Raw genomic sequence first — 15,690 nt, forward strand, 5'->3', positions numbered from 1 at the left:
TCGCCGACGAAGATGGGTTCAACCTTGGCGTACAAACGCATCTGGAACAGGGATGGAGCAGAGCCGCCCTCGATCTGGCGCAAGATCTGGGTGCGACGCACCTTCGTGATGAGATTGGGTGGGCCACGGCGGAACAACGACCAGGCGTTTACAATTTTGCGGTCGCGGACAAGTACATGTTGCCGCTGATTGAAAAAGGTATGGTACCGCTTATCGTCATCACCGACAGGAATCCTTTGTACGACAACGGTGATACGCCGCACAGTAAGGAGGGTCGCGAAGGTTTCGCCGCCTGGGTAAGCGCCATTATCAGCCACTATGGAGTCGATAATTTAAAGATCGAAATCGGGAACGAATTCAACTCGAGCGATTTTGTCAGAGGTCCATTTACCCAGAACCCACCGGCATATCTGGCTGCACTGGTTCGAACGGTACACACGCGCCTGGAGCAGGATCATCCCGATGCCAAGATCATCTGCAGCGGCTTAAACACAATTGCGATCGGGTTCTATCGTGAATTTTTTCGTCAGGGCGGCCTGCAAGCCTGCGATGCGATTTCCGTGCATCCTTATCGCGACAACCCCAATACCGTCCTGCCAGAACTGAATCGTCTGAAGGCCTTGATGCAGGAATACGGTGGAGAACGCCCAATCTACGTAACCGAGTTCGGCAATTGGTTTGAAGATCAGAATGATGCACCTGATTACATGATCTTGATGGTGACACAAATGGCGGCATCCGGGATAAACGACGCGTATTGGTATGCGTTGCTGGATGAGCCTTGGTGGCCCAATATGGGCTTGCGTACGCAAAACGCTGAAAAACGAAAACCCGCAGCGGACTCATTTGAGTTTCTACAGCGTGAGCTCCTGCCATTCGGCCGTCCTGTCGCAAGCGAAACGATTGAACCAGCGCGGATCTACGAATTTGGAAAAAACGGTGAAGCTTTCGTCGCGTGGGGCAGCGGCGTACTCGAAGTGAAAGGAGTGGCTGAGTTTTTTGACGCTCGCGGCCGCCCCATTGATCCTGTGAACACTCTGACAGATTCGCCAATTCTGATCATTGGACAGAATCTGAGTGTCGAGTTGTCAGTACAAACAGTACACGCGGACACGCGATACCAGTTCAATCAGCCACCATGGAGCTACTTTGCCAGACGCCCCAGCATCGGTCTGGTTCCGCTGGAAATCATCGATTGGTATTGGCCGAGCTACCGCGGCGCACCTGATCTTTCGCCTCTTCGCATCACTGACGACGGCGTGACGACCGCGCGGTTCAATGGCAAACCTTACACCGCCATAGAACGATTTACTGCACAAATGGATGGTCGATTTATAGTGAATGGGCAGTGGAAAGCCTCCTCAGAGACCGAACCATCGCGCCTGTTTATCTTGCACAACGGAACACCTGTTCACGAGGTCGAGGTTACAAATGATGGCTATTCTTTGCCCGAGATTGGATTGGAATTGCAATCTGGTGACACGGTGGATTTCGAAATCGTACCTACTGGCCCAAATGGCGATGGATCCGTAAAACGCCGGATCAAGATATCAGGGCCACCCGTTTCGCATCCGGGTGATTCTGAAAATCGCTTATAGTCCCCGGCGGGCACCACGACGATAGGATTTCAGCGAAGGTTTGCGCGGTGCGCTGTCCTCCTCTGCCCGATTGTCAGCAAATGCGGCAAGGCGCGCAATTGAGGGGTATTCCAATAGGTGTCTCGCCTCAACGTTCAAATCAGCATCGATCATGCGCGCGGCAATACGGAATACTGTTAAGGAATCTGCGCCCAACGCAAAAAGGGTTTGCGACGTTGAAATTTGATCGATACCCAGAGCGTCTTCCCAGATTTTTGCCATTTTCTTTTCCGTCGGCGTACTGGGCTCAGTGTACAATGCGGTGACTGTCGCAACAACGTCCGGATCAGGCAGAGCTTTGCGATTCAATTTTTCGTTGCCGGTTTTGGGCAAATTACTGAGGAATACCCAAGCAGTCGGCACCATGTAGTGCGGCAGCCGTTCGGCCAAAGCCGTAGTCAGGCTTTCCGGTTTGGGATCATGTCCTGGCTCGGCAACGACATATCCGACCAGCTGCTTGTCTCCACGCGGCGAAGGACGCAAAGTCGCGGCGGCCGCCTGAACGCCGCGCACCGCGCGCATTGCCGTTTCAATCTCTCCAAGCTCGATGCGGAAACCGCGCAATTTGATCTGCCCATCATTGCGACCCAACACTTGGATTGTGCCGTCGACCAAACGGCGGGCAACATCGCCGGTCTTATACAAAAGACGTGGGTGCCCGTTCAGGGACACTTCACGAAATGCTGCTTGTGTTAGATCGTCGCGTCGGAAGTACCCCTTCGCCAACCCTGTACCACCAATGTTCAGTTCGCCATCAGCCCCGATTGGCAACGGCTGGTCGTCAGGACCAAGCACATGCAATTCGGTATTGGCTATGGGATGACCAATCGTAATCAATTCGCCCGAATGAACCTTTGAAACAGCAGACCAGATCGTGGTCTCGGTCGGGCCATACATGTTCCACAGATCCGCGCCGCTTTCCATCAACCTCTCTGCGAGATCGGCTGGCAAGGGTTCACCGCCCGCCAACATGGTCAAACCTTTGTCAGGCCGTAACCCAGCTTCAAGAAGCATGCTCCACAGCGTAGGCGTGGCCTGAATATGCGTGACATCGCCACGCTTCAAGCGTTCGACCAATCGGAACCCGTCCAGAACGTCTTCTTGTGCCGCGATAACCACTCGACCACCCTGCAGCAACGGCAGGAACAGTTCCAGAACCGAGATATCGAACATCGTTGTAGTCACTGACAACATTACCGATTGCGGGTCGAAACCGGGTTCGTACGCCATAGACGTCAGGAAGTTGATTACCGAGCGATGGCCGATCTCAACCCCTTTTGGCGTGCCGGTAGAACCCGAGGTGAACATCACATACGCCGTTGGATCAACTCTATCTGCGATGATCAAAGGAATGCCACCCGCTCTTACTTGACTCATCTGAAGCTCAGGCAGATCAAGACCTTCAGCGCAGTCGGGTAGATTGGCCTGATCGTGCAGGACGGCAGAAACATCTGCCGTCTCAAGTATCATGCGCAGCCGCGATGCGGGTTGAGCGGGATCAATCGGCACGTAGGCGTTGCCGCTTTTCAGAACGCCGAGCAAAGCTGCCAGGCATTGTGATGACCGAGACATGGCCACGGCAATCCGGCCGCCGGACCCGCGGACAAGGGCCTGGATGTCAGCGGCGACCGCATCACTTAGCCGGTCAAGTTCCGTGTAGCTGAGCTGTCCCAGATTATCCTCAACTGCGATCGCGTTTGGATAAGTTTTGGCAGTTTCCGAAATTAGCCTGTCGAGCGTTGTCGCCTGTGGCAAAGCCTCGCTCGTTCGATTCACAGTCTCCAGCATCCACTCGAGCTCGTCGGCGGGCTGAACGTTAACCTTAGACAGAGGGCGCGCGGAATCCTCTGCCAGTTCGGAAAGAACTGTCTCAAAGTACTTCAACCAACGCATCACCGTGTCTTCGTTATAGACGTCAGTGTTGTAGTCGACATCCACTCGCAGACCGTCGCGACGTTCGATCACGTTAAAGAACAGGTCGAAATTCACAGCTGTTTTAGGGTTGGGTGCCGACGTCATGCTAAGCGGGCCCATATCTACGGCCTCGCCCAGTCGTTCCAGATTGAACTGCACTTCTGTGAGCGGCAACCGGTTCAACGTGCGCTCGATATTCAGATCGCGAACGAGTGTTCCGTAGGTATAATCCTGGTGGTCAAATGCATTCATAACCTGATCACGAACCTGCGTAAGAAAGTCAGCAACCGAAGCATTCCGGTCTTGAACGGCGCGGATCGGCAGAAAATTGACGCAGTGACCAACCATTTCGTTGTTGTCCAGCAAGGCCTGCCCGCCGGTTGGCACCCCAATGACCAGATCATGAGACCCGGTTAGCCGTCCTAATACAATCTGCAACGCGGCAAACAGCGTTGCAAACAGCGTGCAACCTTGCGCGGCACCGGCCTTACGTGCCGCTGACGCGACATCTCCCGATATGCGCGTCGTGCAAGTCGCACCGGAGAATGTTTTGATTGCAGGTCTAGAATGATCTGTTGGTATATCCGGCAATTCAGTAGGTTCTGAATATTGTTCTTCCCAATAGGCGCGCGTCGCCGGTCGCACATTTTTACCGGACTGAGTGGCGGCATAGGCAGCGAAAGACGGGGCCGGCGGAAGGTTCGCCGGCGTACCCGAAACCTCTGCTTTGTAAAATGCCACCAGGTCCGAAGCCAGTACGTTGTATGACCAGCCGTCGCATACGATATGGTGTGCATTGATGATCAGAACATGTTCTTCCGCCGACATCCGTGCAACGAAAGATCGTATGGGAGGTCCCGAAATCAAGTCGATTTCAATCGAAGAGTCTTCATGCACGAGGCCGGCCAACGCAGCCTCTGAATCTTCTTTTTCACTCAGATCATGAAGCGTAAGCTGCAGCTCGAATGGATCGATAATGTTGAACGTCTCACCGTTTTTGGCAAAGACCTGACGCAATCCATCATGCCGCTCAATTACACGGTTAAGCGCCCGTTGTAATGCGTCTTGGTTCAATGAACCCGTTAGACGGAACGAGGCGCTTTCATTGAAACTGCACGACGCTTTCTCTCCTAGTTGACTGGTCATCCAAACTTCGCGCTGTGCTTCGGTCAGGGGGATACCTTCGGTTGGCGGTTTGGCTACCGGCGTTGTAGCGACGGGTTTGGCTTTCCCGTCGCCGACAAGGATACCAACGCTTCTGAGCGCATCGACGGATTGTTCAAACGCGTTCACAACCGCATCGAAGTCCTGTTCAGTATGGGCAGTCGTAAAGAAGCAGGCATACCCGACCTGAACATGGATACCGGCCATCTTCATGAGCGGGTAAAACAGGGCGGCATTGGGATCAAAGTCCATTAGTTTTGGAACAAACCAGCTTGAATAGCTTTCGACCAATTGCGGCAACCCGCGCGCTACAAGAATGGCATTCATCCTGCCGACTGCATCAGCCGTCCAGGCGGCCGTGCGCTGCCAAAGATCGGACCCATTGGTGCCCATATGTTCTAGCGTTGCGTCCACCGCGGCAACAATCAACGGATGACGAACGAACGTTCCTGCAAAGAAGGTTGGAGAAACTTCCGGGACCGAGTCATCACCGAACTGCCACATGCCTCCGTCGAGTGCATCCATAAACCGGGCTGAACCCGCCAGCATGCCAATTGGCATACCGCCTCCGATTACTTTGCCGTAGGTTGCCATGTCGGCCTGGATATCCCACTCGCCCTGCATTCCCCGGGCACCAACCCGGAAACCGGTCACAATTTCATCCATGACCAAGGCCGCACCGCTTTCGTGTGTGATATGGCGCAGTTCACGCACAAATTCCTTAGGGCGCAGGTTTGGGTTCCGGCTCTGTACTGGTTCGACAACAACAGCAGCGACTGAGCCAATATTTTCGCGAATCCAATCGATGCTTTCTGGCGCGCCATACGGCAACACAACCATGTTGGACAGGCTCGAGCGCGGAATTCCCGGTGCAATCGGCAGAGCCGCAGGGTCGCCACCACGTGACTTGCCTTTAACCAATACTTCGTCGAACTGGCCATGGTAGTCACTGCCAAAAACTACGATCTGGTCGCGACCTGTTACCGTTCGTGCAATGCGCATTGCTGCCATCACAGCCTCGGACCCTGTGTTACAGAACGTAGCGCGCTCATGACCTACGAATTTAGCAAAGCGTTCCAGAACTGGGCCGGCGAGGTCACATTGCGGTCCAATTGCAAAGCCGCGTTCCATCTGTCGTGATACAGCATCAATGACAAAATCCGGCGAATGGCCAAAAGCTATAGGCCCGAAACCACTGACCAGATCTATGAATTCATTACCATCGATATCCCACAGGCGCGCACCTTTAGAACGATCGGAAACAACCGGGAACACCAACTCCTTCCATTCAGCGCGAAACCCAGCTGCCGTGCGCGGGTCGGCCATCACAGATCGGTAGGTCTGTACATACTCTTTGGATTTGGCGTGCCGCTGGCTGTAACTTGTTGCCAAGTCCCGCGCGAAGGCCAGTTGCTCGGACGTGAGGTCGCCGCCGGCTGCATTGGTTGCACGTCCAATCGAAAAGGCGCCTTTGCTCGCCGCATTTTTGGGCAGCGCAGGAACTGCAGGTTTAATCTCTGCCTCGACTTTTGGTGTACTGGCCACAGCAGTAGGTGCCGCTGTCTGAGCTCCAGACAAAGCCTGAAGCTGTTGTGCAAAAAGTGACTGCATAGCAGCGACCTGCGCCTGCATGACAGCAGCGACTGACCCGTCACCAATCGGCGCGGCGGGCACAACTGAAGGTGGCAATACCGCAGGAGCCACGGGTTCCGTAGCGCTTTGCGTGACCGTTTGTGTGGCCTCCGGTTCAACCGAGGGAACAGCCGTTTCGGGGAGTAGGCTTTCATCCAGGTAATCAACGAGCGCCTCAGCGGACGGATAGTCGGACATCAATTGCCGGAATGTCAGATCGATCCCGTAATCAGCATTCAATTTTTGGGTGACCTGTCCGAGGAACAAGGAGTCAAACCCAAGTTCCAAAAACGTTGCCGGTGCATCTTCTGGCCCCAGATCTTCACCAGAAACTTCGCTCAAAATGGCTAGAATCTCACTGATCAGGCGCGGCTTGCGCTCAATCTGTTCTTGTGAATTGGATGTTGGCATAGAAAAGAACTCATTTAAACTTGAAACAGGATTTACGGTTGCCGTGGTCGGTGCGGATGACGAGGAAGTTGCTGCTCCGATGGAAGGCGCTGGCGCATCGACCCAATGCAGTTTGCGTTGGAATGGATAAGTTGGCAGAGGTACGCGCCGGTTTCCGCGCGGACCCAGCTTGTTCCAGTCTACATCGACGCCGCATCCCCACAGGCAACCCATTGCAGCGGCCATCGCGACTTCATCCGTTTCTGGACGGGTGTGATCCGGCAAAGACTGTATGACCGCAACCGAGGCATCCCGCGGCAATGTTTGGATGCTGAACGCAGATAACGTGTTCCCAGCGCCAACCTCGAGCAACGCGACTGGATCTTCGGTCACGAGTGTCGAAACCGCGTCCGCAAAATTCACCGCTGCTCGCGCCTGGGTCGCCCAATATGACGGGTCTGTGCATTCATTCTCGGAAATCCAATCGCCCGTTACACAGCTGACATATGGAATTTTCGTTGGTTGCAGCGTTTTTTGAGTGGCCGCTTCCAACAGGCCTTCACACACCGGATCCATCATGCGTGAATGAAACGCATGAGAAGTGTGAAGACGTGTACACGGGATACCGGCCTCTTTCAGTCGATCTTCAATCGATGCAATTGCATCAAAGTCTCCGGCCAATACGTTTAAACGAGGCGCATTGCGCGCGGCGACATCGACGGTATCATCCAGATAATCCTCCAGAGCCTCAAGCGGCGCTCTAACGGACAACATCGCACCGTCTGGCTGATCCTGCATCAGTTGGCCTCGTTTCGCGATGATCGACAACCCGGTTTCAAAATCCATGACGCCACCCAACGTGGCGGCGGTGAACTCGCCAACCGAATGGCCAATCATTGACGCTGGGCTTATGCCACGAGCCATCCACAGCTTTGCACAGGCGTATTGAGTCAGGAACAAAGCAGGCTGAGTCAGGCGGGTTTCGCGCAACGCACGCGCGAGGTCCTGGTCACTGGCGTCTGCGAAACACAGCATTGTCTTTACGTCTAAGCCAAGAACCGGGCGTAATATTTCCGCACCTTTATCAATCCACTGCGCAAATTCAGGTTCGGTTTGGTACAGACCGCTGCCCATGCCCGGGTACTGAGATCCCTGACCCGGGAACATGAATGTTACAGTTGGGTTGCCCTGCATCGCGGGCTTACGGATAGCGGGTGCAGCGCGTAAGGTTTTGGCGACCTCTTCAGGATCCGAGCCCGCGACAGCCTGACGATACTCAAAAGCGGCTCGTCCCTCTTGCAAGGTATAGGCCGCATCCGCCAGTCTCGGCGCGTCGGGTTTCTCCAAAGCATCCGCTAAGTCACCCTTCATCTCGGCCAAGGCTTCCGGCGTCTTCGCCGAAATGACAACCGTTTGAACGGAAGCAGTCTCAGCGTCCTGCACTATTTGCGGTGCCTCTTCCAGCACCAAGTGGACATTGGTCCCTCCCACCCCGAAAGAACTGACACCGGCGCGCAATGGTCCATCCGACACCCAGTCCGAGAGGGAACTCGGAACCCGGAACGGAGTACCTTCCAGTTCTATTCTAGGGTTCAGATCGGAGAAGTTTGCCACAGGGGGAATCTTGCGATGGTTCAGCATCAGCGCTGTTTTGATTACGCTGGTTACGCCGGCAGCCGCATCCAGATGACCGATATTGCCTTTGACGGACCCGAGCGCACAGCCCCCTTCGACAGCTGCTTCGCCGAACGCCTGACGCAGCCCACTAATTTCAATTGGGTCCCCGAGAGGTGTCGCGGTTCCGTGGCATTCGACGTAAGTCACACTTTTAGGTTCGATTACAGCATCTTTGTGCGCTCGGCGAATTGCATCCGCCTGACCGCGTACCGTTGGTGCCGTGTAAGATATTTTTTCGGCACCATCGTTATTGATACCGCAGCCCAAAATAACGGCATGGATGTGATCACCGTCTGCAACGGCATCTTTAAGTCTGCGCAATACAACAACCCCGGCACCGTGCCCGAAAACCGTTCCGCTGGCTTCAGCGTCAAATGGTCGGCACGTGCCGTCATCTGACGACAACCCACCTTCTTGCGCGATGTATCCACGCTTTTGCGGAAAGGTGATCGAAACGCCTCCTGCCAAAGCCATGTCGCATTGGCACGCACGCAATGCCAACAATGCCTGCGAAATCGCGGTCAGCGACGTCGAACACGCCGTCTGTACCGTCATCGCAGGACCGTGCAGGTCCAGCTTGTACGACACCCGAGTTGCTAGGCAGTCCCCAATATTGCCGGTCAGTTCAGAAATCTTACCGGTCTGATAATTCGACATATACGCCTCGGCTGCCTGACGGTCGGCCAATATGTTTTGAATCAGATATGTGGTCGACGACGACCCAGCGTATACGCCCACCGGCATGCGTGTCCGCCACGGGTCGTGACCGCTGTTTTCCAAGGCATGATAGCAAATCTCAAGGAACACTCGGGCTTGCGGGTCCATAGTTGCCGCCTCACGGGCGTGCATCGTAAAAAACTTGGCATCGAACATCCCTGCATCCGAAAGGATGGGGCGGGCCGCTACAAAACTGTCCGATGCACGTTGTTCAGGCGTGAAGCTATCTTCAAGTTCGCCCGACGAGAATGGCCTGATCAGATTATCGCCGTTCTGAATGTGCTCCCAGAACTCATCAAGAGACTGTGAACCGGGCAGTTTAGCGGCCATGCCCACAATTGCGATTGCATTCTCAGGCAAGTTCAGGTCAGCCCGTTCCTCAACTCCTTGTTCTGGCTCCTGAGACGACAGCGACTCGTTTCCACTCACTTCGATCGCGGCTATCGCCTCGGACAAAGGGCCCAGACGCGGGATTTCGAACATGAGTGTAATGTCGAACCGTACGTTTAAACGTTTCATCACTTCTGCATGGACACCAATTAATTGCAGAGATGTTCCCCCAGCTTCGAAGAATGTTGCGCCTGCATCCAACTCTCCGCAACCCAATGTCTCATCATAAATCTTCGCAATAGTTCGTGCGATCTCGGCAGCGTCTAGCGGTTTACGGATTGATTGGAATATTGGAGTTCGGGTTGACTGGAAAATTGGCCCAGTGTTGCCGTTGCTTTCCAAGTCCTTCGATTCGACGCTGTCGACCAACGCTTTTCGGTCAATCTTGTTGCTTGGGGTTAATGGAAAGTCTGCCACAACCCGGTTCGTCCGAGGCAGGGCGCCCTCCGGCAAGGCCCTACCGAGTTCGGCCATAACCTCGCGGACGAAGGCGCGTTTATCAGCAGGCATATCGCCTGACGGTTTCAAAAAGGCTGTTATGCGTTTTTCACCAGTATCTGCCTTGGTCAAAGTAACCGCAGCATCCAAAATCATCGGCAATTCACGTAGGTGATGTTCAATTCCGTCCAGTTCAATGCGACGACCACCAATTTTCACCTGTCGATCGACACGCCCTAGAAATTCATAGACACCATCGTCGCGCTGCCGGACCAGATCTCCTGTCAAGTACACTTGTCCGGTGTGAGTCGGGCGCGGATCTGAAATAAAAGACTCGGCCGTCCGTTCGGGTTTGTTGAGATAGCCAAGTGCCACACTCGGTCCCGCGGCAACTAGCTGCCCGACCTCTCCAGCCCGCAGTTCGTTATGGTTTTCGTTCACGACGAAACAGTCGCAGTGACCAGTCGGCACGCCTATCGGAATTGTACCACCAACAAGGTCCGCTTCGGTGACGACGTGCATCGTGGTTAGGGCGGAGTTTTCTGTGGGACCGTAACCGTTTATGACTTCGATTCCGGGATGCGCATCTTTGAGACTACGAACATGTGAAGGGGACAGCACATCACCCGCCGCACCAAAACGGCGCAAACTGCTTAGCGCATCAAGGTGATGTTCGATCAGCAGATGTGACATTCCGGTGTAAAAGAACGCGACACTTACACCATGACGGGAAATAGTTGCGGCAAGCTTGTCCAATGCCGGCCTGGGCTCGGCCACAACTGCGACCGACCCTCCGTTCAAAAGCGCAGGCCATGTTTCCCAAGTGAAACCGTCACATGCAATGGTCGAACTCGCCAACGTTATGTCGTTGGGAAGGACTTGTCCGATTGGTTGATCAAAGCCGAGCCGAACGATGGACCGATGAGGTAACACAACACCTTTTGGCTGTCCGGTCGATCCAGACGTATACATTATGTAACACGCATCCAGACCAGTTCTGTTCGGAAAGTCGCGCTTCTCATCGGGATCAGAATTCAATAGGTCGAGCGCATTCAGACTTGCAACCCGGTTCGAATTCAGTTCATCGGCAATGGGCTTGTGGTGCTCCTCCCACAGGATCGCGGATGGTTTGGAATCCGCAATAACGTACCCTGCTTGCTTTATGTCATAGGCTGGGTCCAATGGCACAAAGGTCCCGCCCGCACGCATGATACCGCACATGGTTAGGATTGCTTCGGGCGTGCGATCCATGATCATCGCCACGTTGTCACCCGGAGAAACACCCTTTGACATCAAATGCAGGGCAATTCTATCGGCGGCATCTGCAATTTCCGCGTACGTGTACCCCCGATCGTCACCGATCAGCGCGACCTTGTTTGGTACGATAGCGCACACGCGAAGCATGCTTTGATAGAGGTCCAGCGCAGGATCAAAATTCAAAGAACGCAAAGACCTGACGGCAGAACCATTTAACATATCAACCCCTAAAACCGACCAAAGGGGGTTATCGTAGCAAACAGTGCAAAATAGGTTGCGTCTTTGACAATTGCCCTACGAAATTTGCGCTACGGCCCCTCAGGTTAAATATATCGGCAAAACAAACGAATTCGATGTAGACAAGCGTATTGTATGCCTTTCTGGCTGTCGACTGCAGGCTGCCCATGGCAGCATCAAAGAGTCGCTGTTGGTCGAATGAACTGGCAATCTGACCTGCATGACTTTGAAAAATAGATAAAAATTTGCAGGAGGATGCAACAAGGTCCGTTTGAGCACGTTTTTGGACGACTCGCGTTTAAGTTCCCAAAACCCACCAATCTTCTTTCCATCCGACTATTTATTCCCACCCCGACACAATCAGATCAGTCTGAACCCTCAATGCGGGAATTTGCGCTTTTTTGCCCAGAGTCGATTCTGAGCCGTAAAGCGAAAAAGAGAAACTTGGCAAAGGGTTCTACGCTGAACTTTTTCGGACATTTTGAGACGATGCTGTATTGTTAGGGTCGCCTTACGGCACGAAAGCCCTACCCTCTGCCTCATGACCGAGCCCCTTTCCTGCACACAATACTCGTCTTTGATTGTTGTGCTTGGTGATCAACTCTCAATGAATATCTCTGCGCTGCGCGCGGGTGATCGGGACCGTGACACAATCTTGATGGCCGAAGTCATGGAGGAAGCTCGTTATGTGCGACATCACAAAAAGAAGATTGCTTTCGTTCTTTCCGCCATGCGCCATTTCGCGGCGGAACTTAAGTCGGACGGGTGGACCGTGCGCTACGTTCAATTGGATGAGCCGGACAACACGCAAAGTCTGATCAGCGAAATCGCGCGAGCGAAGCACGATCTAAGAATTAAGCGCACGATCGTGACCGAGCCCGGAGAATACCGTCTGGTCCAAGAGTTCGCGCAGTGCGAAGGGTTGGAAACGGTAGCCGATGATCGGTTCCTTGCCAGCCATCATGACTTTCAAACCTGGGCCGCAGGTCGCAAACAGCTTCGGATGGAATACTTCTATCGTGAGATGCGCCGCAAAACCGGTCTGTTGATGTCGGACGGTGAACCTGAAGGTGGCCGCTGGAACTTTGACGCCGACAATCGCAAGCCCGCCAAAACTGACTTTTTCTTACCTCGCCCGTTGGAAGTGGAGCCGGATGAGATCACGCGGGACGTTTTGGCGTTGATAGAAGCACGCTTCCCTGACCATTTCGGAAAGCTGGAACCGTTCTGGTTTGCCGTCACGAAAAAGGGCGCCTTGGCGGCATTGGATCATTTTGTCGAACATGCCCTGCCAAAATTTGGAGACTACCAGGATGCGATATTAAAAGGCGCGCCGTTTCTGTACCACTCGGTCCTAGCACAATACCTAAACGTAGGTCTTCTTTCCCCGCTCGAGATTTGTCAGCGCGTTGAACGGGCTTACTACGACGGCCACGCTCCTTTGAACGCCGTTGAGGGGTACATTCGCCAGATAATAGGTTGGCGCGAATTTGTACGAGGAATCTATTGGTTGCGAATGCCTGGCTACACACGGTCAAACTACCTGTCCGCACACCGCTCTTTGCCTTCGTTTTTTTGGACAGCGGATACTGATATGGCGTGCATGGCAGCCGCAATCGTACAGACTCGGGACGAAGCATATGCGCACCACATTCAGAGGTTAATGGTGACCGGAAATTTTGCCCTGTTGGCTGGAATTGATCCGTTTGATGTGCACGAATGGTATCTGGCTGTTTACTCCGACGCCTATGAATGGGTCGAGGCTCCAAACGTGATCGGCATGAGCCAGTTCGCCGACGGGGGTCTGTTGGGGTCAAAACCATACGCCGCAAGCGGGAATTACATCAATAAGATGTCCGATCACTGCGTCTCGTGCAGGTACGATGTTAAACAGAAAACCGGCGATGGCGCATGCCCGTTCAACCCACTTTATTGGGATTTTCTGGCGCGAAATGCCAACCTACTGCGCGGCAATTCCAGACTGGGCCATGCGTACAGAACTTGGGATCGAATGACCCAAGAAAAACAACAAGAGTATCTAAACAGTGCCAAAAGGATATTGGAGCGACTGTGAACCGAACGAAAGGAAGACCCATGCCAACTGCCAAATTCAGACTGACGTGTTAAGCGCCTCGCTGCGATGACGTCTGATCCGATAATGTACACTAAGGTTAAACGCATCCAAGTAGCGACGTACTCCGAATTACAGTCGGCCCCTGCACTTCGACCACTCGGCGTGGCATAGTCCATTCGAGACCAATACTTAGAAGGCGCATACCTGTCCGAATTTACTGTAAACCTGATCGGAGCGAGCCGGGTTGGGCAGACATTGCTGACCCTGTTTAATGTGTTGGATTATTGCCGGGTACAGGATGTTTATAGCGCCAGTCAAAGCTCGGCAGAAAAAGCCGTTCGGCGGGCGGGCGCGGGTCGTGTCGCAACTGATTTATCAGAAATGCGAGCTGCCAATCTTTGGATTATCACAGTCCCCGCACACAAATTTCTGTCGTTGCATCTGACCTCATTACAGCGCGTTTGGCAAAGGACCGCTCAGCCGAACGATCCATAGCCTTTCACTGCAGCGGATTTCTCTGCGCTGATGAGATGGCCTTATTGCGAAAGCTGAACTGGCGTTTGGCCAGTGTGCATCCGGTCCTATCATTCGTTGACCCCGATACGGCAAAAAAACAGTTCCGAGGCACTCTTTGCGGTTTGGAAGGGGACGCCGATGCTTTGTCGATCCTGCAACCTCTGCTGGAACGGCTCGGGGCGGAATGTTTTTTAATCCGCTCCGAAGGAAAGAGCCTATATCACGCGGGAGCGGAGATCTCGAACAACTTTGCCGTAGTACTGCAAGCCATTGCGCGTGAAGCCTGGGCTGAAGCGGGTATTGCGGACCATATCGTGCCACAGTTGAACTCTAAATTACTGGAAGGCACAGCGGAAAATGTCGTTGCTCATGGACCGCGACACGCATTGACGGGCCCAGCGGCGCGTGGGGATGAACGGGTAGTGGCCTCTCAAGCCCGCGATGTGGCAGATTGGCATCCACAGGCCGGAGTCGTCTACCGAGCCTTAAGTGACATGGCCGGGTTATTGAAAGTAACTGGTGTAACTAACGCCTCGGTTAAGTCTTCAAAGAAATATGTGCTATTTCCCCCGGGCTTCGGCCCGCGTGATCCAATCGGCGCCGGCATAGGTGATCGTCAAAACGTGGACTTCCCGCAAGTCTTCGTCGATCGTAAAAACAATAACCGCACGCTTCGCCGCTGGAATAGCGCGTATACTTGGTAAAACATGATCCCTTCGCGACCCCTTGTGCGGCAACGTTTTTAAACCCTGGGCCACACGCGCAATCTCATCCAGTTTGCGCCTTGCCACCCGGGGTCCAGCGTAGTCTGTTATCATCTCTACAATCCGGTTTAGGTCTTCCGAGACTGCAGGATGGTAACGCAGGCGATAGGTCACTCAGCGGAATCCAGTCTACGTAGCGCTGTCGCGAAAGCAGTCTCGTGATTAACAAATTCCTGGCGCGGAGTTGCGGCACGACGGCGGATTTCTTCGGCCATCGCCTCAAGCGCAGTATCACGAGCCTGCTCATCCTCGATCATCCGTTCGACAGCAGCTGCCACGGCAGCAGAGGCCGACGCATACACCCCCTCACCCACTTTTTCCTTGAGAAATTGGTGGTGCCTATCTGTAAAGCTGAGTGTGGTTTTGACGGTCATCGCAGCGTCCTTTCACGGTAATACTTAGTCATACCGGCTTGCGAGTCAAGCCAGCGAAGATGCGATTCAACATACCCTTTTTCAGGTCAGATATCCGGTCACGTCTTGCGATTTTGCCTAGGCAAATGTGTGCCTGGGCCGCCGTGGCGTGTTATTTCGATCAACTAGTAAAGCTCATTTCACTCTCCAGAAATGCTTCAGGGCTATCCACTTCCTCAAGTTTGCGACCAATGATCCACCAGAACCGGTTGCCAACGTTTCTCAGAAAACTCCGGTCGTGGCTGACCAGCAAACAGGACGCGCCGTGGGTGACCAATTCGGCCTCCATTGCCTCTTGACCTTCGATATCCAGATGGTTCGTCGGCTCGTCCAGCAGATAAAAGTTCGGGTTCCTAAGCCGCAGGACCAACATCGCCAACCGCGCTTTTTGTCCGCCGGACAGCGCCTCGATCCGGGTGTTCTGCATTTGGAAATTGATAGCCGCGCAGCCCAGTGGCACAATTGCAAGG

6 protein-coding genes and 1 pseudogene are annotated in these 15,690 nt (G+C 53.9%); 3 read left to right on the top strand and 4 right to left on the bottom strand.

The features are described from left to right. The first annotated feature begins 176 nt into the window (after positions 1–176). Positions 177–1,598, top strand: coding sequence for a glycoside hydrolase 5 family protein (locus AC2FJE_RS22210; protein WP_496758332.1), 1,422 nt, complete (start codon positions 177–179; stop codon positions 1,596–1,598). On the opposite strand, the gene AC2FJE_RS22215 is transcribed toward AC2FJE_RS22210, so the two are convergent. Next, positions 1,593–11,363 carry an amino acid adenylation domain-containing protein gene (locus AC2FJE_RS22215; RefSeq protein ID WP_496761491.1) on the bottom strand — a complete coding sequence of 3,257 codons (9,771 nt, stop codon included), beginning with the start codon at positions 11,361–11,363 and terminating at the stop codon, positions 1,593–1,595. The genes AC2FJE_RS22210 and AC2FJE_RS22215 overlap by 6 nt on opposite strands. 631 nt (positions 11,364–11,994) lie before the next feature. Between AC2FJE_RS22215 and AC2FJE_RS22220 the strand changes: the two genes are divergently transcribed. Both AC2FJE_RS22220 and AC2FJE_RS22225 read left to right on the top strand, forming a co-directional pair. Continuing rightward, on the top strand, positions 11,995–13,527 hold the full coding sequence (locus tag AC2FJE_RS22220; RefSeq protein WP_496761492.1) for a cryptochrome/photolyase family protein: 1,533 nt from the start codon (positions 11,995–11,997) through the stop codon (positions 13,525–13,527). Positions 13,528–14,057: 530 nt separating this feature from the next. Further along, positions 14,058–14,747: a DUF2520 domain-containing protein gene (locus AC2FJE_RS22225; RefSeq protein WP_496758345.1), complete on the top strand. Its 690-nt coding sequence runs from the start codon at positions 14,058–14,060 to the stop codon at positions 14,745–14,747. On the opposite strand, the pseudogene AC2FJE_RS22230 reads toward AC2FJE_RS22225, so the two are convergent. From AC2FJE_RS22230 to AC2FJE_RS22240, 3 genes and pseudogenes are all read right to left on the bottom strand, one after another. Then, positions 14,703–14,861, bottom strand: a pseudogene (locus AC2FJE_RS22230) (type II toxin-antitoxin system RelE/ParE family toxin); the annotation flags it as partial. The gene AC2FJE_RS22225 and the pseudogene AC2FJE_RS22230 sit on opposite strands and share 45 nt — an antisense overlap. Before the next feature lie 56 nt (positions 14,862–14,917). Further along, a complete protein-coding gene (locus tag AC2FJE_RS22235) occupies positions 14,918–15,181 on the bottom strand; it encodes a type II toxin-antitoxin system ParD family antitoxin (RefSeq protein ID WP_496758338.1) in 264 nt (87 codons plus the stop codon). Positions 15,182–15,341: 160 nt separating this feature from the next. Next, a partial coding sequence (locus AC2FJE_RS22240; protein ID WP_496758341.1) for an ATP-binding cassette domain-containing protein occupies positions 15,342–15,690 on the bottom strand: 349 nt, incomplete at its 5' end.

Source organism: Ruegeria sp. CDSC002 (assembly GCF_059610905.1).

Coding starts and splice junctions, on each gene's coding strand:
- AC2FJE_RS22210 (WP_496758332.1), top strand. CDS start 177: ATGTTGCCGCTGATTGAAAAAGGTATGGTACCGCTTATCGTCATCACC.
- AC2FJE_RS22215 (WP_496761491.1), bottom strand. CDS start 11,363: ATGCTTCGCGTGTGCGCTATCGTACCAAACAAGGTCGCGCTGATCGGT.
- AC2FJE_RS22220 (WP_496761492.1), top strand. CDS start 11,995: ATGACCGAGCCCCTTTCCTGCACACAATACTCGTCTTTGATTGTTGTG.
- AC2FJE_RS22225 (WP_496758345.1), top strand. CDS start 14,058: ATGGCCTTATTGCGAAAGCTGAACTGGCGTTTGGCCAGTGTGCATCCG.
- AC2FJE_RS22235 (WP_496758338.1), bottom strand. CDS start 15,181: ATGACCGTCAAAACCACACTCAGCTTTACAGATAGGCACCACCAATTT.